This window comes from Mesorhizobium sp. AR10, assembly GCF_024746795.1.
Taxonomy (GTDB): Bacteria; Pseudomonadota; Alphaproteobacteria; order Rhizobiales; family Rhizobiaceae; genus Mesorhizobium.
Window position 1 is genome coordinate 41288 of sequence record NZ_CP080524.1, and the last position, 21913, is coordinate 63200.

The 21913-nt window shown below is 58.3% G+C and carries 20 protein-coding genes; 6 read left to right on the plus strand and 14 right to left on the minus strand.

The features are described 5' to 3' along the window. Window positions 1-13: 13 nt before the first annotated feature. A complete protein-coding gene (locus LHFGNBLO_RS03725) occupies window positions 14-355 on the minus strand; it encodes a DUF485 domain-containing protein (RefSeq protein ID WP_258604480.1) in 342 nt (113 codons plus the stop codon). A gap of 666 nt (window positions 356-1021) precedes the next feature. Between LHFGNBLO_RS03725 and LHFGNBLO_RS33615 the strand changes: the two genes are divergently transcribed. Then, the gene (locus LHFGNBLO_RS33615) at window positions 1022-2017 is read left to right on the plus strand and encodes an ABC transporter permease (protein ID WP_413774662.1); all 996 of its coding nucleotides are present in this window, start codon (window positions 1022-1024) and stop codon (window positions 2015-2017) included. A gap of 475 nt (window positions 2018-2492) precedes the next feature. Here the strand turns inward: LHFGNBLO_RS33615 and gntF are convergent, their stop codons facing one another. Next, on the minus strand, window positions 2493-3866 hold the full coding sequence (gene gntF / locus LHFGNBLO_RS03735) for a guanitoxin biosynthesis pre-guanitoxin forming N-methyltransferase GntF (protein WP_258604482.1): 1374 nt from the start codon (window positions 3864-3866) through the stop codon (window positions 2493-2495). 237 nt (window positions 3867-4103) lie between these two features. Between gntF and LHFGNBLO_RS03740 the strand changes: the two genes are divergently transcribed. Together LHFGNBLO_RS03740 and LHFGNBLO_RS03745 are read left to right on the plus strand one after the other, a co-directional pair. Further along, window positions 4104-6104 carry a BTAD domain-containing putative transcriptional regulator gene (locus LHFGNBLO_RS03740; RefSeq protein ID WP_258604484.1) on the plus strand — a complete coding sequence of 667 codons (2001 nt, stop codon included), beginning with the start codon at window positions 4104-4106 and terminating at the stop codon, window positions 6102-6104. 671 nt (window positions 6105-6775) lie between these two features. Next, complete coding sequence (locus LHFGNBLO_RS03745) at window positions 6776-8539, plus strand: hypothetical protein (protein ID WP_258604485.1); 1764 nt, start codon at window positions 6776-6778, stop codon at window positions 8537-8539. Window positions 8540-8633: 94 nt separating this feature from the next. Here the strand turns inward: LHFGNBLO_RS03745 and LHFGNBLO_RS03750 are convergent, their stop codons facing one another. Together LHFGNBLO_RS03750 and LHFGNBLO_RS03755 are read right to left on the minus strand one after the other, a co-directional pair. After that, window positions 8634-8966 carry an EthD domain-containing protein gene (locus LHFGNBLO_RS03750; RefSeq protein WP_258604487.1) on the minus strand — a complete coding sequence of 111 codons (333 nt, stop codon included), beginning with the start codon at window positions 8964-8966 and terminating at the stop codon, window positions 8634-8636. 14 nt (window positions 8967-8980) lie between these two features. After that, window positions 8981-9382 (minus strand): winged helix-turn-helix transcriptional regulator, encoded by a 402-nt coding sequence (locus LHFGNBLO_RS03755; protein ID WP_258610030.1) that lies wholly within the window; start codon window positions 9380-9382, stop codon window positions 8981-8983. A 152-nt stretch (window positions 9383-9534) separates the two neighbouring features. On the opposite strand from LHFGNBLO_RS03755, the gene LHFGNBLO_RS03760 reads away from it, so the two are divergent. Together LHFGNBLO_RS03760 and LHFGNBLO_RS03765 are read left to right on the plus strand one after the other, a co-directional pair. After that, the gene (locus LHFGNBLO_RS03760) at window positions 9535-10014 is read left to right on the plus strand and encodes a hypothetical protein (protein ID WP_258604488.1); all 480 of its coding nucleotides are present in this window, start codon (window positions 9535-9537) and stop codon (window positions 10012-10014) included. A gap of 177 nt (window positions 10015-10191) precedes the next feature. Then, complete coding sequence (locus tag LHFGNBLO_RS03765) at window positions 10192-10350, plus strand: cupin domain-containing protein (RefSeq protein WP_319944204.1); 159 nt, start codon at window positions 10192-10194, stop codon at window positions 10348-10350. 641 nt (window positions 10351-10991) lie between these two features. Here LHFGNBLO_RS03765 and LHFGNBLO_RS03770 read toward each other — a convergent pair. The 8 genes from LHFGNBLO_RS03770 to LHFGNBLO_RS03805 form a co-directional block, all read right to left on the minus strand. Beyond that, complete coding sequence (locus LHFGNBLO_RS03770) at window positions 10992-11372, minus strand: hypothetical protein (RefSeq protein WP_258604489.1); 381 nt, start codon at window positions 11370-11372, stop codon at window positions 10992-10994. Then, entirely contained in the window at window positions 11372-11827 is a 456-nt protein-coding gene (locus tag LHFGNBLO_RS03775; RefSeq protein WP_319944205.1) for a DUF3768 domain-containing protein, read from the minus strand. Before LHFGNBLO_RS03775 ends, LHFGNBLO_RS03770 begins: the two co-directional genes overlap by 1 nt. Window positions 11828-11845: 18 nt before the next feature. Then, window positions 11846-12454, minus strand: coding sequence for a hypothetical protein (locus LHFGNBLO_RS03780; RefSeq protein ID WP_258604490.1), 609 nt, complete (start codon window positions 12452-12454; stop codon window positions 11846-11848). A gap of 419 nt (window positions 12455-12873) precedes the next feature. Further along, on the minus strand, window positions 12874-13422 hold the full coding sequence (locus tag LHFGNBLO_RS03785; RefSeq protein WP_258604491.1) for a hypothetical protein: 549 nt from the start codon (window positions 13420-13422) through the stop codon (window positions 12874-12876). An 82-nt stretch (window positions 13423-13504) separates the two neighbouring features. Continuing rightward, on the minus strand, window positions 13505-14086 hold the full coding sequence (locus LHFGNBLO_RS03790; protein WP_258604493.1) for a hypothetical protein: 582 nt from the start codon (window positions 14084-14086) through the stop codon (window positions 13505-13507). Between the two features lie 225 nt (window positions 14087-14311). Beyond that, window positions 14312-15373, minus strand: coding sequence for a DNA cytosine methyltransferase (locus LHFGNBLO_RS03795; RefSeq protein ID WP_258604494.1), 1062 nt, complete (start codon window positions 15371-15373; stop codon window positions 14312-14314). Window positions 15374-15542: 169 nt separating this feature from the next. After that, window positions 15543-16220, minus strand: coding sequence for a hypothetical protein (locus LHFGNBLO_RS03800; protein ID WP_258604496.1), 678 nt, complete (start codon window positions 16218-16220; stop codon window positions 15543-15545). A 504-nt stretch (window positions 16221-16724) separates the two neighbouring features. After that, entirely contained in the window at window positions 16725-17489 is a 765-nt protein-coding gene (locus LHFGNBLO_RS03805; protein ID WP_258604498.1) for a hypothetical protein, read from the minus strand. Between the two features lie 528 nt (window positions 17490-18017). Between LHFGNBLO_RS03805 and LHFGNBLO_RS03810 the strand changes: the two genes are divergently transcribed. Further along, the gene (locus LHFGNBLO_RS03810) at window positions 18018-19907 is read left to right on the plus strand and encodes a site-specific integrase (RefSeq protein WP_258604500.1); all 1890 of its coding nucleotides are present in this window, start codon (window positions 18018-18020) and stop codon (window positions 19905-19907) included. A gap of 601 nt (window positions 19908-20508) precedes the next feature. Here LHFGNBLO_RS03810 and LHFGNBLO_RS03815 read toward each other — a convergent pair. Both LHFGNBLO_RS03815 and LHFGNBLO_RS03820 read right to left on the minus strand, forming a co-directional pair. Further along, complete coding sequence (locus LHFGNBLO_RS03815) at window positions 20509-21171, minus strand: TetR/AcrR family transcriptional regulator (RefSeq protein ID WP_258604502.1); 663 nt, start codon at window positions 21169-21171, stop codon at window positions 20509-20511. A gap of 211 nt (window positions 21172-21382) precedes the next feature. Then, window positions 21383-21904, minus strand: coding sequence for an isochorismatase family protein (locus LHFGNBLO_RS03820; protein WP_319944206.1), 522 nt, complete (start codon window positions 21902-21904; stop codon window positions 21383-21385). Window positions 21905-21913: the final 9 nt, after the last annotated feature.

Sequence of the window (21913 nt, forward strand, 5' to 3'; positions counted from 1 at the left end):
GTGTGGGTGGTATTCACTTCAGCGCGTCCCGCTTCACCTTTTCGGACAGCTCATCGTATTCGCTGTTGGCACGCTGGACGTAGATCGCCGTGATCACGATCGTGAAGACGATCACGCCGAATCCAACGGGAATTCCCCAGGTCATCACACCGTGGCCGATCCTTATCGCCAGCAGGTCCTTTCTGAAGGCAATGAGGAGGATGAAACCATAGTAGACGATCATCATTGCCAGGGTCAGCGTCCATCCGAAGCGCGCGCGCTTCGATTTCAGCAACTGATAGTTCGGATCGGCCGCTATGCGATCAGCTAGTGGTGTTTCCATCGGAAATCCCCTCCTGCCGCGCTCCCGGTTCACTCGTTGGTTGCCTCTTGGTCGCCCAACCGTGTGTACCGCGCGTTGCTTCGCCGGTTCAATGTGAACCAAAGCCACACGAAGCGCCAGCGGAATTCATAGCGCGGTTCCGAACCGACGCTGTGGAGAGAGGCCATAGGCGGCATTCGACGTGTAGCGCTGGTCGCTCAAAACGGATGCGCTATTATCGCTTTGCAAATTGCAGCGGTAGCCGTGGAGGCTTCCATTGATTCAATTGCTCATGAAAAGTCGACCTTAGTTCTTAACAATTGAGCCGATTATTAAATTCATACAAATGCCCAGTGTTTTGTACAAGCACCGAACACGGACCCATGGTCAAACGATGCTCTCGGCAGCGCTAGCGTCGGGAAGGTTGAACCCACCGCAACCTCTCTCGCCATCTCGTACGCTAGAGGAAAGAACCATGACGATAGCCAGGCCTTCATGATCACCGGAAGACAGTTTGCGCAGCGCTTCTTCCCCCGCCACGTCTCTGCAGGTCGTTCGGTCGCCGTGCCCATCCCTCGGCATGTCTACAACCTGGCGGCGCTCCAGTCCGGCATGACCGTTTGGGTCCCGACTCAACCGTAGGACTTGAAGGCTCGCCGGATGTGGTCGGTTGTGGTCGCGGCAGGAAGACCAGCAAATCTGCCGTCAGCACTGCGCGCCATGCTCAGTAGGGCAATCGTGCGCGACCTTCCCGTCGAGGTGGTGGATCAAGACAGATCGGCAGTGTCCGGCGGCTTCGTCGATGCAATCTGTTCGGCGCCCGGGATCAGGGTAACGATGCGCTGCCGCAAACTTTGCGAGGCGGAGGCCGAGGTGCGCTCAGGCAAGGCTGTCGCCTCCGTATACATTCCTGAACATCTTGAGCGGGACCTCGCGCGCGGGCGGCTGCCGCATGTGACCGTCTTCTTCAACAAGCAGGTCTTCGCCGCCCGCACCATGACGTCCAATCCCCTTCGGGCGGCAGTCTCAGCCGCCATCGCCGACCTCGAGGCAGGCCCGCACAGCGGAGCTTTCACATCGGGTCCTCTTGTCGTTGAACAATACGTTGCTCCCAATCCCATGGTCACCTACGCACATCTATCCAACATCGTCGTGGATCCCATCGTCCAGACCGGCGTGCTCGCGGCGATCGGCGCACTGGTTACGCGCATCCTGCTTCGCGGTCGGCCGACGCTGCGCCTTGTCGGTCAGCTGGCATTCTTTTTGGCGCTTACGGCGCTGCTGCTCTATCACGGGATCATCCCGTATGCGGTCGGCCCGGCCGACATCTCCGAGGTGGAGCGCGTATTCCTCGACATCATCAAGGTGATCTGGTGGATCAATGCCGCATGGTCGCTGATTGGCGTGGTCCGCGTCTTCCTCATCCTTGAACAAAAGCCCCGCGAGGGACGCCTCCTGCAAGACCTTATTGTGGGCATCATCTATGTGGCGGCGGGCCTCTCGATCATCGCCTACGTCTTCGACGCTCCCGTCGGGACGCTGATCGCCACATCCGGCGCGGTCGCCATTGTCCTTGGCCTGGCCTTGCAGAGCTTGCGCGTCGGACCATATGCGCCGCTGACGCTAGGCATCCGCGTGTTGGCGCGGACGAACTCAGAGCGTGAGCTCCTGACTGGTGTCGTCCGCCCACTGTTCGCGCTGCTGCAGACCACCTGACGGCGCCGATGCGACGCTGCCTAGATGTGGTGTTGGCATCCCCTCGGCGCCTCCTCCGGATCGTTCGAAAACGACCCGGAAACAAGCTCCTGCTTCGGAAGCCGTGCGCGAGGCCGCGCTTGCCTGCAGCGACCTGCCGATCCGTTCGTCGTCGAGGGTTGTGACCCAACTCGACCTTTTTTGACGGTCACGTCTGGACCATCGATCAAGGCAAGCTGGGTTTGCAGCTTCAATCGCAGGTACGTTCCGTCAGCTAAGTACGTACAACAACTGCGGGCAAGTGGGAAGGTTATCGCACTGGTTCCGTGACTTCGCGGGGAAATAGTTGCCGACAATGTCGGCTTTCAGGCAGCGGCAAAACTAACCGCAACGGCCGTGATGAGGCGCGTACCTGTCCGGCTCCTCGTTGGTCGTTTCACGATGCGCGAAGATCGCCATTCGAATGAACGGCGACTGGCGATAGATGGGTCACTGGTCATCCTGTTAACGCTGAATTGATGACGCCGGTACGAGCCATTTGGGGGCTACGCGAGCCTCGGTGGTGAGCTCGCGCAAGAACGACGCTCGAGTAGCCCTTTGATTCGACCTCGGCCAGTTCGCAAACCTCAATCGTGAGGTCTTCGCGGCAAAAGTAGCGCTCCAAAACCTCGCGCATATCGTGCTCGTCAACATTGGCGCTCGGGAACTTCTTGTCGCCGACGAGATAGCCGCGAGAGCGGCGCAGGGCGGCCGTTAGAAGCGTCCCGCCGGGACGCACCAGCCCAGCGATACGCTCCATGTAGGTCTCCCATGTGTCGCGGTCTTCGGTCAACGAGTCCACGCAGTAGGCACTGATCACAGTTCCGTATTGCGGCGTGTTCTGTTCGCCAAGAGGATCTACGCGCCGGATATCAACCTCGAGCAGCCGGGTGATCCTAGCTCGCGCAAGTTCCTCGCGTTGAGTGATTTCATCATCCCTGGGCGAGGCCAAGCCTTCACACTCGAGCGTATAGCGGACGAAAGGGTGCCAGTCGTGGGCATCGGGGTCGCGATTCATCCAACGCTCGATCTCCTGCAAGTTCGCCGGCAGGTAGTCGCCCAGGTGAATCTCGGAGGCCGTGCGGGCGGCCAAGAACACATGGTGGAGGGTGGGCCCCACGCCAAAATATAGCATCGGTTCATTCGGCTCCGCTTCCTTTATCGCGTCGACGAAAAACTCTATGGTTCTATGTTCGTCCGGCTCGATGACACTATAGTAGTCTCTCAGGTAGTCACGCGGCACCCAGTCGGTATCGAAGGAGGCATAGGCGGGGCCGTCCTGACGGTGCAGAACAACTCGCACGACACGAGCAAGGCCGTACTCATACGCGGCGGCGCCCAAGTTCGCTCCCCCCAAGAAAATTATGGCTTCGTTCGCGGAGACCGAGTCGGTGAGAAGGACGACGCCGAAAGCGCCGACATAGTATGGCGCCTCCTTCGCGAGTTCGGTACCGACATAACCGACCGCGGCCGCGATCTTGCGTGCGCCCACGCTCCTGGTTCTGGCTTTGACGAGATCGCATGCCGCCTTCGAGAGGACGTTCGTGCTGGTGCCGGTCTCCTCGAGCAGCATCCAGTTCGCCTTGAGGTTCACCCTCAGTCCTAGACCCCATAGGACATAGGTGCAGGCTAGGAACAGAAGCAAGACCACGTGGTCGAGACCCTGTAGGATGTGCGACGTGACGAGAAGGATGCCTGTAGCCGTAGCAATCGCGTCCAGTGCGTATGTCGAAACGATAGTAGCGATGAAGGTAACGACCCATCGCCTGGCTCCTGAGAGACTTGGAAAAAGGCTGAGACCAGCGTGATCTTCGATCTTCAGGAGAGCCATGATTCAGTCCTCTGATGTGAGATTAGAACATAGCTCGGGGCGGTAATTGGATCGTCCTAACTACCGTCATGACATCGTGATTTCAGCGCTACCGGCAGATCGCCACTCGGTCATCCGCCCGAATCCGGCCCGGAGAGGCGATCGCAAGCCTCTGTTGTTTTTCCCCAGGTGAACTCGTAGTGTTTGCATTCGGGCACGCGCTGAGGCGGCGAATGTGCCTGACCTGATGCCCTGGACATGACCGACCTCAAGCTGACGCTCCTTGGCGGATTCAAAGTCCGATCGGCATCCGGCGAAGTGGCGGATCTGCCGGGTCAGAAAGATCGCGCGCTTCTGGCAATTCTCGTATTGACGCCGGGGGACGCACATTCCCGCGATCGGCTTGCAGGCTTGCTATGGAGCGAGCGAGGAGACCACCAGGCGCGTGGCAGCCTGAAGCAGACCCTCATGCGGCTGCGCCGATGCCTCAATAGGACCGGCGACGAAGTGCTCCGAGTAGACCGGCGATCAGTCGCGCTCAACCGAGATACGATCAGCGTGGACGCTTTGACCTTCGAACAGCAAGTCCAAGAGGGCACGATTGAATCGCTCACGCAGGCGGTGGCGCTATATCGAGGGGACCTGCTCGACGGCATTTCAATCCACGATCCAGCGTTTGAGGATTGGCTGCTGGTCGAACGTCAACGACTGCGCCAGCTGTTCGAGCATGCGCTCGCGAACTTGATGGCCAAGGCGCTGGCTGCCGGCGATCCGGATGGCGCGGCCAAGGCGGCCCGGAAACTACTGTTGTTGGATCCGCTCAGCGAAGCCGCGTACCGCACCCTCATGCAGGTTCATAGCGATCGGGCCCAATCGGCGCAGGCACTCAAGCTCTACGAGGTCCTTCGTGAGCGTATTCACCGCGAACTGGGCGTGCAGCCCGAACCTGCAACAATCGCGCTGGTTGATCACATCCGCGGACGAAGGAAGGCGCCTTCATACCCACCAGAGCAGGTCGCCCTCCCTATCCCTCGCGAGCTTCCGCTGCCAGTCACCAAACCGTCGATCGCCGTCTTGCCGTTCCTTAATCTCAGTGGTGATCCCGAACAGCAGTATTTCAGCGACGGCATCACCGAGGACATCATCACCGAGCTGTCACGCTTTCGGACCCTATTCGTGATCGCCCGCAACTCTTCGTTCCAGTATCGGGCTGGCGAGCGAGACGTCACCCAAGTGGGGCGAGACCTGGGAGTGCGCTACCTGGCCGAAGGGAGTGTTCGCCGGGTTGGCGAACGTGTGAGAATCAGTGCGCAATTGATTGACACGGCGAGCGGCAGCCACTTATGGGCCGAACACTACGACCGCGACGCGGTCGACATTTTGGCAGTGCAAGATGAGATCATCAGCGCCATCGCCACCACGTTGGGTTATCAGATCGAGACCGCCGGGCGAGAGCGCGCCCTCCGATTGAGTCCCGACGCCCTGTCGGCTTACGACCATGTACTTCGCAGCGAGGCGCTCCTGCTGCGTTACACCAAGGACGACAATGCAGAGGCCCGGCGTTGGGCGAAGACTGCTGTCGAACTGGACCCCACAAGCGCCCTGGCTCATGCCCAACTCGGATGGACCTATTGCATGGACTATATCTGCGGTTGGATCGAAGACCAAGCGTCGGCCCTCGCCATGGCATACACATTGGCGCGGCGTGCCGTCCTTCTCGATGAAGCTGACTGCCGAGCACGTTGGCTACTCGGCAACATTCACATTTACCGTCGCGAGTATGATGAGGCGTGCGCTCATCTCCGCCGGGCAATCGCTCTTAACCCGAACGATGTCGATGCTCGCGGGATCTATGGCCTCTACCTGACTGCCGTAGGCGAGACCGAGGCTGCGCTTGAGCAATTCGACATTGCCAGGCGCCACAATCCATTCGAGTTCAACTACATCGTCTGGTATCGCGGCATCGCCCTGTTCACGGCGCGGCGCTACGAGGAGGCGATAGCCACGCTGAAGCAGGTACACAATCCCAACAACGAGGTTCGATGTTGGCTTGCGGCAAGCTACGCCGCGGCCGGCCATCTGCCGGAGGCGCGCGCGATGCTCGCGGAATTCTTGGCCGTAGCTGAACGCGAGAGGCCGAGCTTCCCGGGCCGCAGACTTGAGCAGTGGGAGCCTAGCCTGCACGCCGCCATCGAGTACCGTGATCGGGCGGAGTTCGACCACCTATTTGGCGCTCTGCGCGTGGCGGGGCTACAGTAGCCGAGCGATTGCACTTTGATTTCTTCTACTGGTTTTCGCGATTCGAGCGCTTAAGGAGTGGGGGCTGCCTCCGGCAGGTGTGTGAGGCGGTGGACCGTTTCGGCGACGAGGGGACGAAGCTTGACACCCTTTCCCGGCTTCATGAGGTAGACCACCGCATCGTGATCAACAACGAGGCGGTCTACGCTTGCTGGCGGACACCGGATGAGGACGACGAAGGCCATCAAGCAGCGGGTCACGGAACGCGCACTGACAGGCCTAGCGCCCTATCACAGGTCCGCAACAGCGAAAGGCAGAAGTCCGCTATTGGCGCAAGTAGCCGTTAGCGCTTGGACCGATGTCGGCTTTTGGTGGACCGCGATAGCTGATGGAATGACCGAGATGAGGCGCAAAGCCGTCGATTGGTCCGTGAAATGAATACATTCGGTTCTGGTTAGGCGCACCGCCTCTAAGATTCATGGTCTTGGGAAGCAGGTATACGTGTTGGCAGGCCCGGAGGACGTATTTTTTGATTCTATTGAGTTTTCCGTGGGCCAATCAAAATCTTCCCGTGTTGTTCCGAATCGTCCCGCGACCGTCTAGTGGTCGATAATCGACTTGGGTTTTATGGATTTCCGGATCGCGCTAAGTTAGCCTCCTGGCATGCTCGCAACGAACATTCGAGGTAAACGATGTCACGGCCGCTCCTCTCAATCTTGATATCGTCCGTATGCCTAAGCGCCGCCACCGTGATGGCAGCGGGACAAGGCGCCCGGCTGTCAGCAGCGGAAATCGACAATCCTGTGAGTTCGGCGGCGCTTGTCGACAACAAGTCCTTCCTGGCTCCGCCGGACGCAGCAAAAGCACACGAGACATTCGAGGGGACGCTGAAGGTTTCGGAAGCACCTATGCTCACGGAACCGGCAAAGTTCAAAAAGGACAATGTCCTTGGCAAGAACCCGCAGATATTTCCAGCCGTGTCGTTGTCGTTTGTAGCCGATGGCGACGATCTGATCCCGTCAACGCAGGATGTGATCAGGAACGGTACGCTTCCCGGCGGTCATAGCTTCTGGGACATCATCGTCCAGCCGGGAAAGATATGGTCGGAGCCCAGTGATGACGGCTGGTCACGAGCGTCCTTTCCGTTCTCGCTGGTAAACTCGATCGAAGGGGAGACCCACAACGGTGTGGCGACGTTCGTCTATAAAGCCGGGAAGCTCAGCCATATTCGGTATCAGATCCTTCAGCAGACCTCGCCGTTCTACATAGAAGATTATTTCACTGCCGCCGGCAGCCTGACCGCGGAGTACGCGCCGGCCAAAATTCCAAATGCGCAGGCGGTGATCGACACATTCAAGGCGGCGCAGGCCGACGAAGAAACCATTGCGTCTTGGTCGGACCTCGAGGCCAAGGTCGGAAAAGATAAGCTCGAAGGTTTCGACAGCGCCATTCGGCCGAACGAAATCGTGCTCGACGGTTTGATGATCGACGACAGGTTTTACCTGAAATCGTGCCCGACGCCGGCGGGTGAGCTGCCTTATTGCGAACATCAGCGCTTCGGCGTGTGGTCCGTTACCAAGTCTGCCGCCACCGCAGTGGCGATGTTGAGCATCGCACAGAAATACGGCCCGGACATCTTCACGACCAAGATCGCCGACTATGTCGATGAGGCGAAAGGCGTCGCTGGATGGCAGGACGTTACCTTTGGCGATGCTTTGAACATGGCAACCGGTATGGGTTACGGGACCGACAAGGCCGAGCCGATCAACATGTTCGACCCTTATGCCGACGACTACTATGGCTGGTACGAGGCTCCGACCGCCAAGCAAAAGGTTGGCAATCTCATCAAGAGCGCAAAACCCTATTCCTGGGGACCGGAAAAGGTTGCGCGGTATCGCGACGAAGACTTTTTCCTACTCGGCGTCGGGCTGACGAACTACCTAAAAAAGAAAGAGGGGCCTGATGCCAATGTTTGGACCTACATAGTGAGGGAGGTCTATGGGCCGATCGGCATCCACTACGCGCCGACAAACAAAACCATCGAGCCAAATCCGAAAGGCGATCAGCCGCTCATGGCTTACGGCTACTATCCGACGATTAGCGATCTCATCAAGATTGCACGGCTTTATCAGAACGGCGGCAAATTTGGCGACAAGCAATTGCTCAACGCCGAAATGCTGGCCGACATCAACCCGGCGACCGATCCAGTCGGCCTACCGACGGGCGTCGATCAGAAACCCTTCTACCGGAAGGCGTTTTGGCGTGCCCATTACAAGTCAAGCGACTGCTCATTCTACTATCCAATCATGGACGGTTGGGGCGAGAACTATGTCCTGCTGCTGCCGAAGGGCGTGACGGCATTCAGATTGGCAAAAAACTGGGATGGTGATGCCGGCGCGGGCAACCTCGACAACATGGCCGCGGTCGGCGGCAGGCTGAAGCCGTTCTGCCAATAGGTTCATGCGTCGGTCAGCCTAGGCCGGAAAACCAGGCCTTGTCCGAACTGCGTTTGGAACGGCCGCGAAGGTCGCGCGGTGCGGTCGGTCGTTATCATACCAGTTTGACTATTTTGTCGACGACGGCTGAATGAATCCCGACCGACGTCTCTTGCATGAACCCTTCCCGCAGCTTGCTCGCCTTTTTGTAGCTTTCGGCCTGTAGCGCTTTCGCCATCTCTTCCGGGGAATCGAAGCTGATCTTAACGATGGCATCGATCGCAGGTTCGGCTCCATCGCTCATCATATCGGACAGGTGGTACTGAACGTATTCGCGAGTTTCCGGCATCCCGGAGTAGGTCGGTCCATAATCAAATTCCATGAAATGCCTGAACTCTTCGGTCGTGATCCCCGGTTTCTTCCGGATCACGGTCAGCAATGTAAACATGCGGTCTCGCTTTCCTATTGATCTGACGGCGCACTGCGAACTGGCAAAGTTGGGCAATCAGCGTTGGCTGTGGGAGCAGCCTTCGCCAAATACCATTCGAGAAGCCCATCCATGTAGGGGCATACCTCGACGACGAGCTCGGTTCGCGCGTATTCCACGCGTGGCGGAATCTCGGCAAAAATCGTTCGCGAGACCAAGCCATCATTCTCAAGTTCACGCAGCCGCTGCGTCAGCATGTGCTGCGTGATGCCGGGGACCGCACGCTTCAACTCGCCAAATCGGTGTGCGCGCTGGCCAAGTATGGACATGATCTCCAGTTTCCATTTTCCGGAGATCATCGCCAGAGCGCGGCGCATGTCTCGATTCTTGTGTTCGACCTGCGCGGATGCCAACCCTGCAGTGGTCTGCATTTCCATACTATCCATCGATAATCCATCCTACTTGTTGGCCTGTGCAGCCATGTTTAGATGCAACTAACGGTCATCGCCAGTTGGCTCGCCCTCGCCTCTATCGTCGCGTTCAAGCGCCATCCGGCATCAAACATCTAACAACGAACTGGAGAAACAATATGGCCATGAGACGCGTCGTGACGGCACACAACAAGGATGGCCGCGCGATAATCGCCAGCGACGTACAGTTGCCGGCCAATCCGACACCGAACAGGGCTGACTGGGCCGTCTATGACGTGTGGGCGGCGGAAAACCCGCACTTTCCCGACGCCGGCGAGCGCCCAAATGTCGGCTGGTTTTTCCCTCCGATCGGCGGCCTCCGCTATATGCACACGCTGATGGAACCCCAGACCAAGGCAGAACTTGCCTCGCAGGACAGCATGCATCGCACCGCCACGATAGACACGGTCTATATCGTCAAGGGCAGTTGCATGTGCGAGCTGGACGACGGCGCGAGCATCCAGCTGAACGCGGGTGACACGCTGATCCAGTGCGGTGCGATCCACGCCTGGAGCAATCCGTTCGACGAGCAGTGCCATGTCCTGGTGGTGATGATTGGCGCCGAGAATGACCTGGTAAAGCCTGCCGCCGCGGCCTGAGCGGGCCGTCGCAGCCCTAGGCTCTCCGACCGGATTCAAGGGAGCAGACGATCGTCTGTAGAACGCGATATCTGAGCTCAAGCGGATAAGGGTCGTTAACATTTCTAGTCCGCCAGTTGCGGCAGATTCCTGAACAGCTCCAGCGCCTCGGGGTTGGCCAGCGCCTCCTTGTTCTTGATGGCGCGGCCGTGGACGACGTTGCGCGCGGGCGACGTCCTGTTCGTCCCTGCGGGCGTTGTCCACACCGCAAGAAATGCCAGCGCGGACCCGGCGAGCTTGCGACTTATATCGTCGAGAAAGGACAACCGCTCATTGCGCTGGCTCCCTGACGCCTGACTGGCGGCGGGAGAGATGTCGGTCCTCAGCCGCTTATTTACTCCGGAGCGATCGTGTGGCGTAAGTCCGAACCGAACGGGAGTCTCAGTTCCAACACCGGCGCTGCGCGATCTTCGCAACATGCCGTTGGCGCGAGCATGGCGCAACTCCACCTCGTGCCCGCAATGTCTGCTTTCAGGAATTGGCGAAGCTAGTCTGTACGGCCGATATGAGGCGCAAAGCTGCCGTTCGCTTAGGCCCAACCTGCACCTCAGGCGAGCACGCCCCGCCCCCCGCCCCCCCCGGCGGCGGGCCACCGCCCCGCGCCGCCCCCCTCGTGCACCCGAACCGCCTGGCACGCGCTGGCGACCCCTATACGGCCCGCAAAACAACTATCGAAGCGGCAAGTCGGGTCAAGGTTGTGACCAGTTCGGTCAATGCAATGCTGCCGTGCATTACTGCGCCAACCACAACCTTGCCGTCAGCCGCGCGCCATGTGGGGCCGTAGGCCCTTGCGAACCCATCCGGCAGTTGTCACGGTTGCGAATGGCCAAAGCCGTTGAACGCGGGACGGAAGCCGGGCAAATAGTATCGCCAACATGCCAGAGGGAACGATGCCGCTGCTACGTTCCCGAACGCCCGAAGCGGGGATCCCGGCGATATCATCGATCACACCAGGGTTCACTCCTGAATAAGCCCGATAGATATATGGCCTTGTCATAGCGCTCGGCCTCATTCCGCATGGGGAGGTCGAAGAGGATCTGTCGCAAGGCTCGTTCGGCCTGGAGCGCGTGACCGAGTGCTTCAAACTTGGCCGATGGAAGCTTGGCGCCCAACTCGCGGGTCAGACGCCTGACTTCTGAATAGGCAACGCAGTGAGCGCAGATTGTTTGCATCAGGGCGACCGACACGTCATCGGTGGACGCATCCAGTAAGGCACCGGTCGTCGCTGGCTCGGCACTCGCGAGCGAAGTGAAGAAAGGCGCGGCAAACGCGACCGGCAGAGCCACCAGCAATGCACGGCGAGACAAGCCCCCGGCCATCAGTATTCCTCCGCCAACATGACGGTGAGAACGCGGGTCGTGATGGCGGGGTCGGCAGGATCATCCGAGCCAAAGGTCATTGACCGGTCATAGTAGTCGATCTTGAAGATCACCGTTTTGCCACCGGCTTCCAGCACAGCGCAGTCGTGTTCGCCGTGGGGGTCATTGTCGTCATTGAAGGCGTCGAAGGCAGCAACCGCCGCGACGATGTCGGCGATGTCGGCAGCACTCAGGGCCGCAATCCCAGCTGTCATCACAATCCGTCCACCCTGTGCGCTCTTGCGCAAGCAATCGTTCAACTGCGCGATGCGCTGCTGCCGGTTTCCAAGCGCGCACGTCTCGGCAAAGCTGCATTCCAAACTCATGTGCGAATCCTTCTCGTCCTGGCCCGTGTCGCGACCATTTTTCCTGCTGTGAGTTTTGGTGAGGGGTTGGGCGGCAGCCTTTGGCCACACGCCCAGCTCGGGAGAGCGTCAGTCAGTATGCTCCGGATGCAGCAGCGCGATGTGGATGAGTTTGCGCGTGAACACTGGTACGTCGAGCCAATCGCGCCAGCGCAGGCTGTAGACCCCGTCAGTGCTGATCCTCACCACCTGCGCCTCGAACCAACCTTGGTAAGCACCCTCAGTGGCCAGGACCAAGCTTCCCACCTCTATCTTCGTCCAATCGGTCGGCCGCGATAGTTCAGGGCGCTTCGGCCCACTCTCCTGTGCGCCGGTGCCGGAAGCCTTTTTGCCGGGCTTCGGTTTCTCGACCGCAGGCTTGTCGGCTCTGATTGGCCACTTGTAGGAACTCGGCAGGTGCGTAGCGATCTTGTCGAACACCGTTGCCTTCACGAAGGGGACGAAGGCCTTGCCGCTGGCAAACACCCTGCCCTGCGGCAGCTTGCCCGCCAGATCACGTAGCTCGTCGGTTGAGGCCGGAAGTGCGGCCATGCCCATCATACCCGCGGCCTTCTCGGCAAGTTCAGTTTCGGTTTCACCGAACCATGAGGCGTGGGCTTTGCCGCCATCGTCCAGTCCGAGAACGATGAGGGCAGGTATGGCGCTTACAGTGCCTGTAGAAACTGCTGCGTTGGTCATTCAGGTCTCCTAAAAGAAAAAGGCCCCGAGATGGGGCCCTTGGCTGAGTTCAGATGATGTTCGGTGGCGTCGGCCTGAAGCCGAAAGCGGCAATAGCCGGGTTCGAAGCCCTACCTCGAAGTTTGCCAAAACCCCACCTTTTCAGCGTTTTCGACGGCAAAACTGGCCATCCTCACACCGCCGATTGTAATAGGAATTAATACCTCTGTCAAGTTATTTGTCAATTAGATCAATAATTTGACTGTTTTGAGGTCTGGCGACCGGCCTGCGAGGTGCGTGTCGGATTCACGACCTCCCACCGCGCCTAGGTCGCACGTCGATCTCTACAATGTCCGTCGTTGAAGATCGTATCGCATCGTTAGAACAGAACCGATTTTGATCTAGGCATCATAGGTGCGCATAGGCCGCCATGCCACTGGCTAGAGGTCTTTCAACCACCGAGAAGTGATCGTGGCCCCGTGCGGATTGACTTCAGGCGCGCAATTCCCAACGTCCACCCTGACCTTGAAGCCATAAATGCTGTGGAATGCGCTCGTGCTCCGAACCTTGGTGATAGGACCCACAACAGTGAATTCCATGGTGGCGCCGGCACCGAAACTTTTGCTAAGGACGCCTGCTGCCAACGCCTTGATGAAGTAATCGGCGTAGACCGCGTGGCCGCGATTGATGAGTTCCGCATAGCAGTTGGTGGCCAACCAGCTGACCCGCGCCGAACAGGTCTCGGTTTCAAGTTCGTACAGGGAATAAAGCTGATCGCTGAACCATTCACTCCAGTCCCAAGGCACTTCCAAAACGCCTTCTTCGACGAATTCTGTAACGACAATGTCGAAGAGCCGGATCATTCCCTTGGGCATTTCTACCTGAGGTTCGCTCGCCTTCGCAGCGGCCGCCAACCACCAGATTAAATCGCGGGGATCTGTGATTGGTATCGTTTTTCTTCCGGTCGGCTTTGACTTCGTTACGGTCACGATCTTGCTCCACAGTTGATGGGTTGGTTTTGCTAGGACCGGCCAAAAGGCGCCTGTGAAGCCCAATGCCGGTGTCGTGCAGTTAGCTTCGATGTTCGGGATTTGCCGGCCGACGTGGCGTACGAGCAGTCTTCTTGGGCTTTGTAACGGCCGGCAAGAACTCCCATCGGTATCTCGGGGGCCGGGGTCGCAGCACGCTACGCACTCGTAGCTGATGAGGAACAACTACGTCTATCAGCACTCCGTGAGTCTCAATGAGATCGCTTGAGGACTTGATCCTGACTTCGTTCCCGGCCCCAGTGAACGTGATGTCGGACTGAAGCCCAGCTGCTTTTGCGAGTCGCTCAACTACCTGATGAAGCATCAGCCCTTTGTCGAGAAAGATGATGGCTATGAGCGTGTCACGAACAAATTCCACAAGCCAGTCGCTTGCGTCGCTATCCAAAAGGAGATCTAGAATATTATCTATATCGTTGGCCGGCACAGCTCGCGCGGGCAGATAACTGCTGGCAACAATTTCGGTAATCACTTGGTCCAGAAACTCGTGGATGACTATGAATTCATAATCCGTGACAGCGCTTTTGACGGCTTGTTCCACGATCCAGTCGTGCAGTTTGATTGAGTCGGTGATGTCGCGTACATTTGTTGACTTCCGGTTGATCATGATCATCTCCACTATTGGTTGTTAGTTAGGCGATAGGCAAAGCCGTTTGACCGGCCGGGGACTGGGTTCCGGCGCGAGTAAGCTCGATTGGTTTCAAGTCAGGTTGTTTGTCTGACGAGGCCCGTCACCCAAGGCGGGTAGTGAGGCCGCTCATACCAACAGGACAGGCTGCAATTGGCATTCAGCAGGCCAATCTCCGGATTGGAATACCGGTGCCGGTGGACGCTATAGAGGTTGTTTGGCCATGAGTGCCTTGCGGATGCTCTTCGCCACGGCCTGCGCCAGCTGCGGTGGCAATGCGTTGCCGACTTGGCGATAGGCAGCAGTCTTGCCACCGCTGAACTTCCAGGCATCAGGAAAGCCTTGCAGGCGAGCGACCATGGCGACTGTTAACCGGGGCATGCCCGCAAACGCCTTATCCGGGGCGGCATCGGCAACGGACTTGCCATTAACCCCGAGCTTCGCCCATGCTTGCCGGGTGCGCGTAGGGCCAAGATCCGGCCCGCCGTGCTTCTTCGAGCCGCCAACGATAGTCGGGGCAAGCCCGGCTGCTGCTGAGCGCCAAGCCTTGGCACCCGCCCAGCCCTTCTCAGCCATCAGATCGTACAACGCTTCGCCAACGGAAGGAGGTGCGTTGGCAGCGGGCTCCGGCCACACAAAGGCTGCTGAATACCTCTTCAGCATCGCCACGACGAATACCCTCTGGCGAGCCTGCGATATGCCGAAGTCCGACGCGTTGAACTGGCGCCAGACTACGTCGTAGCCAAGCCTGCCAAGCTGGCTCCGCAACTGCTGGCGATAGGCCTCGAAACGCGGCGCCAGGAAGCCCGCGACGTTCTCGATCATGATGGCCTTCGGGCGTATCTCCTCGATCAGGCGCAATGCTTCAGGAAACATGTCGCGCTCGTCGAGTTCGCCCTCCTGCTTGCCCGCGACGGTGAACGGCAGGCAGGGCAGGCCGGCTGCAAGCAAATCGACCCGATTCCGGTAGCGGCTCCCGTCAAACTTAGCGATGTCGCGGTGATAGACATTCCACAGCGGCCGGTTCGCCCGCAACGTCGAGCAGCAGGAAGCGTCGAATTCCACGAGCGCTAGGTGATCGAAACCCGCCCGGGCTATGCCGAGGGCCTGCCCGCCCGCTCCAGCACACAATTCGATAGAGGTCAGTTTGGGGCCGGTGCCCGCGACTGCGGCCTTATCCAGTCGCTTGCCTGAACGGGCCTCGTCTGCCGGGTTGCGAGTGGCTAGCGCATGGCTCCGCCGGGACGCTGAGGCATCCTTTTTCATGATTTCTCTCCGGGATGGTTGGGGTTACGCGAGGGGCTTGTTGCCGCCTCGCTTCAGCCCTTTACGCGCCAATCATCCGGGGGATCGGGCGCGCGGCATCGTCCGCGAAGAGAAGTCCAGTTATGAATAATGCAGTGGGTAAGGGTGCCGGATCGAACGGCTACCCGCCTCAAAATTGTAACGAAAGCCCGCCTGGATTGTGCCAACAATCCAGGCGGGCTATCTGTTTCTTGAAGTTGAGGTCGTTGAGGAATTCCCGGTCGGCCTTGTCGGCTTGGACCGACTCCATTTCCGAGTGAGTACGCGGAAGAATGAACTGCCCATCGAACCCCACACGAGGGGTCTTGATGCCCTTGCGACCGTAGTCGACGACGAATGAAAGATCGTGGGTTATCGGTTGCGAGTCCAGGCACCAAAGTGGGCGAGGGTGATATCCTGAATATCGAAACTGCTCGTGATGAAAATGGTCGTCGAGCGTCTGCGTCATGCGTGTGTCGGGAGGCATTACCGCGATAACGTGGATATGCCGCCCATCATTGTTCACGATGGTGCGGAAGTTGTCTTTGTGGTGCTTAAAAATGGGATAGTCGGGCGTACAAATCCAAAACGGCATTTTGATCGTCGGCACATTCCTGGGCTTCTTAAAACAGCGTGTCAAAATCTGCGAATAAACCTTCTCCACCGTTTCCTGCATCTTCTTGTTGACGGTCGATGTTGAGCCGCTGAGGTGGTTGAACTGGAAGGTCAGCAGCGTCGCTGTCGCTCCGCACACCCTGCGCTCTTCAACCATGGAGGTGTAACCGAACGTCAGGTCCCGTATGATTTTCGGTGTTAGCTCCATATCCATGGTCTCCCGTGGTTGGCGTTGTGTGGTGAGGTGTCTTCCATCGTTGGGTGTTTTCCCGTGGGTAGTAGGGGTGTGTGGTTGCCTCCAATATCGTGGTTGTTGTAGCCGCCTCAGCCAGTCCCAATCGCCTCCCACCGACGAACACAGCCATATGTCTTGCTCTGTGAGCACGACATCTGGAGGCTTGAAGAACAGGTCGGCTTCGCGTGGCGATCCCGCGCGCTGCATTGCTGCTCGATGTTGGGTAATTGGGATTGGGCCGAGGCGGCGATAGGCCTTTACCGACGCTCTTTGGCGATCAGTTACGATCCTCTAAATTAGAATATCTATCGTGGGACAAGGTGCTGTTCGTGGAATCGCGTCGCAGGAGTTGCCATAGAATGGCCGACAGGGCAGGCGCTCCCATCGGCCTTACAGCAAACGTTTTCACTGCGGTTTCGGACGGTCCGAAATGGATTGTCGCCGACAGCTTTCTAGTGGAAAGGGCATGCCCGCCCAAGATATCTATTCGCGGGCATTTGGATCAAGAAAGGCGTCGTGGATAACAATCTTGAACGAATTCCCCAGAGCGACAACCCGACCTCGCAAGACAAAATCTTTGTTCGTTTCCAAGCCGAGCAAGGGCTGTGTATTGCCCACGAACTCGACATGAACGGATCCTTTGTAATGCGTTCGCTTCACCATCGCGGTCCCGCGCACGATCTCCGGTTCATTTGCTGTTTTGATATCTTCGGTAAATTCGGCCCCAGCCTTGTTGGGCCGTTCTTTATGCTTGCGAGATCCCGTGCGGCTGTCGGGATTCTGTCTTTTTCCTGTCTTCGCCAAAGCGCCGGCCGCAGCGAGCTTCTTAAGTGTGCTTCGCTTCAGATGTTCCTCAAGCTCGTCGAGCTCGACCCCTTCCTTGAGCAGCGCGTGGACCGCACGCGCGTAAAGGCTTGCGTTCTTAGCCGCCGCGCCTTCCAAACCAAAAATCCAGCGAAAAACGTGATACAGGTACTTCTTGAACCCATTCGGTGGCGGCGCTTTGTCCCCCCACCTGGGTTCGTTGATAAAATCTGTCCACGCGCGCGGGCCGCCTTGTAAAATTTCTCGGGCTACAGTTGTGGCCTGTACGATACACATACGAAGGCCATCGTTGCGGAGATCCTCGTAGGTGACGACGGCTCTCTCGATGCCGTTCAGTTGCCTAGCAATCGGACTTTCGGGTGGCTGATTGTGGCCAAGGACGGCCCGTGGATTGGACAAGCGGCACGGTTCAATCGATTCCATCTACGCAGCTCCTTCAGCTGGAAGCCGGACCGACAGGGATCACACAAAAACGCCCGCCAGCCCGACCTCAGTTGAGTTCGAACTTGGCGAGACGGCCGTTCGGTCATCCGGAGGCGGTGTGAGCGCCGTTGACCATGTTCCTGCTGACCGAGCATTTACAGAACATGGATCGCTGTCTCAAAGCTGGGCTAGGAGCCCTGCTCACGCTCGTTGAGCGAGGCGGCATCTGCCGCGACGTGTAATTAAGACGAAATCACGCAACTTTCAAGATGCGAGCAGAGTGCTCTCATATACACATCGGCATTATTTCGAGTGCTTGGCTTATAGTAGACTTTGCTACACACGGGTGTTACACAGTGCGTGCAAATCGGTCGGCCTTTGCCATTGATTTTGTTATCTTTTTTCAGCGACCTGCCCATTCCGCCTCTGGGCACCATTTCTCCCTAAACGGTTGATCCTTCTCAAAGCGTTGGTTTCCAACAGTTTCCTTCCTCTCGACTGTCATACAGCCTGTGATACAAGAGAGGTATGGAAGACATGGAGATGCCAAGTAGCCTGATTAAGCGGAACGAAATGTTCTATGTGCATGTTCGCGTGCCTGCGAACATCGTTGAGACCTATGGCAAGCGGTTCGAAACGAAGTCACTGCGCACCAAGGATTTCAAGGAGGCGCGGCGAAGGCTCCATGACGAGGTGTCCGCGATCAATCGTCGGTTTGATGATCACAGAGCCAAGATCGCGCGACAAACCCAACCCGCCACTCCACAGCCATCGCTCAGCTTCGCAGAGATAACCCGGCGGCATGCTCGCGACGTCAGCGACAAGGAATTTGCCGATCGCGCTGGACTCTTCGAAGCCACCTATGCGGAGCCGTCACGGCTTTGGAAAGGCGAACTGGTCGCGCTGCCGGAGTCACGGTACTTCGATCATCTGGTGGAGGACGGCGAACTTGATAAGATCGTGGGTTACATCGTTGGCACCCGTGCCAAGGATCGCATTGCCGAGCTTCGCCGCATGCTGGCGACGGGCAATCTGAATGAACTGGCGGCGATTGCCGAAGAGCGTTCACACGGCATTGATCCAGCCCGCAAGCTTGTCCTCGCGCGGCTTCTTGCCCGTGCCGAGATTGACGCTTTGGAAGCCATCGTCGCGGGCGAACCAGATGCCGGTATCGAGAGTGCCGCCGTAGCACCTAGCACGCCCGCAGAGCGCAGCGACGGCGGAACAGGTGCACAGGTGCTGGTCAGCGCCAAACATGGCTCTGGGGGACCCCGCCTGTCGCTCGTTTTGGCTGACTGGATTGCCGAAAAGGCGCGCACCAATTCATGGGTCGAAAAGACCCGCGACGAACGGGAAGCATCCGTGAAGGCGTTTATCGAAATATGCGGCGATCACCCTGTAGGGGTCTACGCCAAGGCCGACGCGAAGCGCTTCAAGGATGTCCTATTCAACATTCCACCGAACGCGCACAAGAAGATGGCCTTCAAGAGTCTCGGTTTGGTTGCTATCGCTGATAAGGCAGAGGCCGAAGGCACACAGAAGCCGACTGCAAAGAATGTCGCCCTGAAAATGGACGCGGTATCATCGCTCTTCATCTGGGCGAAAAAGAACTTCGATGAGGTCCAGACCAATCCGTTTGAAGGATTGAAGCCACAAGTTGACACCGTCGCTCGCGAGGAACGTGACCCGTTCAGTCTGGACGAATTGAAGCGGATATTCAGCGCGCCACCATTCACAGGCGCGAAATCTGAACACCATTGGCTACAGCCGGGTTCTCAAATTCTGGACTTATCCGGGAAGTACTGGGTTCCGTTGGTTGCGCTCTACGCTGGCGCGCGGCTGATGGAGATCGTGCAACTCCGTCGCGGCGATATCCAGACGGTCGGTGATGTGACGTTTTTTGACATCAAAGGCGATGGCGAGAACAGAGTGAAGACGCGAAGCTCAAATCGCCGTATTCCGGTTCATCCGGCGTTGGTGCGAGCCGGCTTCTTGGACTTCGTCGAACGCGTGAAAAATCCAGAACAACGCATATTTCCCGATATCGAGATTGGTAGCGCGAAGAACCGCTCCGCCCCGGCGTCGAAACTCTTTATCCGGCTGATCCGCTCGGCTGGCGTGAAGACGCGGAAGAATTGCTTCCATAGCTTCCGACACTCATTCGAAGACGCCTGCCGGGATGCTGAGATCGACACGGCGGTCATGAACGCCTTGCAAGGGCACGCGGAGCGGGGAATGTCTGGGCGCTACGGTAGCGGCTTCAAGCTGGAGCGGTTGAACGCCGAGATAGCGAAAATCGCTTACGGTAGCGATTTCGAGAAGTCGGTCGCCAATGATACTAGAAAAAGGAAGGCCGTGCCTTCATCAATAATCTCAAAAAAGACCTCGCGCCGCCGTGCGAGTAGCGGAGCGGGATAAATGGAGGCTGGCCTGATGAGCAGCCTCGATTGGTTCGCCCGGCACGACGGTGTGGAATCGAGCGCCTTGCTAGTCGCGTACAGATGCGAGCTAATCAATTGATAAATAAGCCTTATGGTAGTCCCCGGATGGACGTGGTCCTTTCAACAAAATCAATCAGGTAGTGGGTGGTTCGCCCAGCCATATCCTTCATATGTTCTCGTATTCGGTTGCGAACCGGGTAAGAAATCCTAATTGAGCACCCCTCTGATTCCTAATCTGTAGGTCACAGGTTCGATTCCTGTCGGTATCACCAACGTTTTCAATGACTTAGTGGGAAATTCGCCGTACTTTTTTGAGAAATTTTGAGAGGTCAGTACGGCGAATTTCGTAGACCTTCAGACTTTGGACACGCATGCGTCAAGGACGAAGTAGCCAAATCCGTTGCGAAACCGGCCGCTACGATGCCCACGATTGAGTAGGTCGTCGGGTGTTCCCAATCTCCCTTGCCTGCTTTCGACGCCCCGAGAGCACGGACGGCACAGTGATGTGGTCGTCGAGCATCTTGGCGAATGGCACGTTGCTGGGAACGAGCCGCTCAAGAGCGCTCCGAGAATGGCGTTTAGCCTTCCGGCTTGAGTCGATTGACGAGGTAGGCGCGCACGCTAGACCTGAGCTCATTAATCGCACCAGGCGCATTCGGCGCGGCCGGGTCGAAGGTCAGGGCCATCATCGTCCGCATATTGTAGAGCATAATCACCGCGATGGTCCGTACGGCGGGCCGCCTCAGATGGGGGGCATGCGCCTTCAGCGCCTCCGCGATCCTGTCGAGGTTCCGGGCCCGGAACGCCTCGCGGCCCGTGGAGGCGTCGCTCCTGCTTTCCAGCAAGGGCAGCAAGGCCTTGTGCTTCTTTCGGGTCGAGACATAGAAGCCGAGCAACAGGTCCGCCAGGTGCTCCGTGGTGGTCGACCGCGCCTTGGCGATGATGGCCTGCCAGAACGCTTCCAACGATCCCGCATACAGTTCAAGAAGGGCGTCCGCCACAACCTCTTTCGTCGGGAAGAAGCGGTAAAGCGAGCCGATCTTCGTGTCTGATCGCTCGGCAATCTCCTTCATCGTGGTGGCCTCGTAACCGCGTTCATGGATCACGTCGGCTGCGGCTTTCAGGATCAACGCGACCCGTTCGCGTCCGTTGCTCCGCTGCGGGACCAGCGCCACCCTGTCACCGGATGCGCTCGCGGCCTGGCTAGACGGCGCGAGCTTTGAGACGATCAACTTGCCCAATAGCTTTCCTCAAAATCCACGCGACGCCTAGCCGCTTTTTCCACCTCATCTTACTTGAGCATGAGTCGAAATAGCAACAATCGCAGACGCCGACTGACAGCTCGGTTTAAGCCTACTGTTCAGCAACCGGGAGCTGACGATCGGCCGGATCGAGACGTGGACGCTATACCAGCTACGGACCCGGGAGAGTGAGGATCGCCCCGAGCCGTACTCACGCAGCTTTCGCCGCTTTCAGAACCTCGGCGGTGCTGCTCACTTCGCCGAGCCGGGGGAAAATCTTTTTCACACTGTGGGCATGCTCTTCGGCATCAAGGTCGGTCATGGCGTCCTCAACCAACACGACATTATAGCCCAGTTCGTGCGCTTGCCGCGCCGTTGATTCGACGCCGATGCTGGTGGCGATTCCGCACAGCACCACCTGGGTGACACCAAGGTCCTTCAGGTGCTCATCGAGGCCGGTCTCATGGAAAGCCCCCCAACGAAGCTTGGTAACGATGTGATCGTTGGGCCGTTGCTCCAGTTCGGGAATGAGGTCCACCCAATCCGCTGGCGGGTCGAAGTCGTGCCTCAAGTCGGTGCGGCCCGGCGCACCTCCGGCGACATTGACCAGCACCACTGGAAAGCCGCGATGTCGGAAGGCTCGTGCGAGTGCCGCGGAGCGGCCGGTGATCTCTTGGGCGGGATGCGCCGTCGGCAGGCCGACGATGCCCTTCTGCAGATCGATGACGATCAAGGCCGGTTT

What these genes read in the sequence shown, in the direction of transcription:
- LHFGNBLO_RS33615 (WP_413774662.1), top strand. Translation starts at nt 1,022, where the DNA reads ATGCTCAGTAGGGCAATCGTGCGCGACCTTCCCGTCGAGGTGGTGGAT.
- gntF (WP_258604482.1), bottom strand. Translation starts at nt 3,866, where the DNA reads ATGGCTCTCCTGAAGATCGAAGATCACGCTGGTCTCAGCCTTTTTCCA.
- LHFGNBLO_RS03740 (WP_258604484.1), top strand. Translation starts at nt 4,104, where the DNA reads ATGACCGACCTCAAGCTGACGCTCCTTGGCGGATTCAAAGTCCGATCG.
- LHFGNBLO_RS03745 (WP_258604485.1), top strand. Translation starts at nt 6,776, where the DNA reads ATGTCACGGCCGCTCCTCTCAATCTTGATATCGTCCGTATGCCTAAGC.
- LHFGNBLO_RS03750 (WP_258604487.1), bottom strand. Translation starts at nt 8,966, where the DNA reads ATGTTTACATTGCTGACCGTGATCCGGAAGAAACCGGGGATCACGACC.
- LHFGNBLO_RS03755 (WP_258610030.1), bottom strand. Translation starts at nt 9,382, where the DNA reads ATGGAAATGCAGACCACTGCAGGGTTGGCATCCGCGCAGGTCGAACAC.
- LHFGNBLO_RS03760 (WP_258604488.1), top strand. Translation starts at nt 9,535, where the DNA reads ATGGCCATGAGACGCGTCGTGACGGCACACAACAAGGATGGCCGCGCG.
- LHFGNBLO_RS03765 (WP_319944204.1), top strand. Translation starts at nt 10,192, where the DNA reads ATGGCGCGGCCGTGGACGACGTTGCGCGCGGGCGACGTCCTGTTCGTC.
- LHFGNBLO_RS03770 (WP_258604489.1), bottom strand. Translation starts at nt 11,372, where the DNA reads ATGGCCGGGGGCTTGTCTCGCCGTGCATTGCTGGTGGCTCTGCCGGTC.
- LHFGNBLO_RS03780 (WP_258604490.1), bottom strand. Translation starts at nt 12,454, where the DNA reads ATGACCAACGCAGCAGTTTCTACAGGCACTGTAAGCGCCATACCTGCC.
- LHFGNBLO_RS03790 (WP_258604493.1), bottom strand. Translation starts at nt 14,086, where the DNA reads ATGATCAACCGGAAGTCAACAAATGTACGCGACATCACCGACTCAATC.
- LHFGNBLO_RS03795 (WP_258604494.1), bottom strand. Translation starts at nt 15,373, where the DNA reads ATGAAAAAGGATGCCTCAGCGTCCCGGCGGAGCCATGCGCTAGCCACT.
- LHFGNBLO_RS03800 (WP_258604496.1), bottom strand. Translation starts at nt 16,220, where the DNA reads ATGGATATGGAGCTAACACCGAAAATCATACGGGACCTGACGTTCGGT.
- LHFGNBLO_RS03805 (WP_258604498.1), bottom strand. Translation starts at nt 17,489, where the DNA reads ATGGAATCGATTGAACCGTGCCGCTTGTCCAATCCACGGGCCGTCCTT.
- LHFGNBLO_RS03810 (WP_258604500.1), top strand. Translation starts at nt 18,018, where the DNA reads ATGGAAGACATGGAGATGCCAAGTAGCCTGATTAAGCGGAACGAAATG.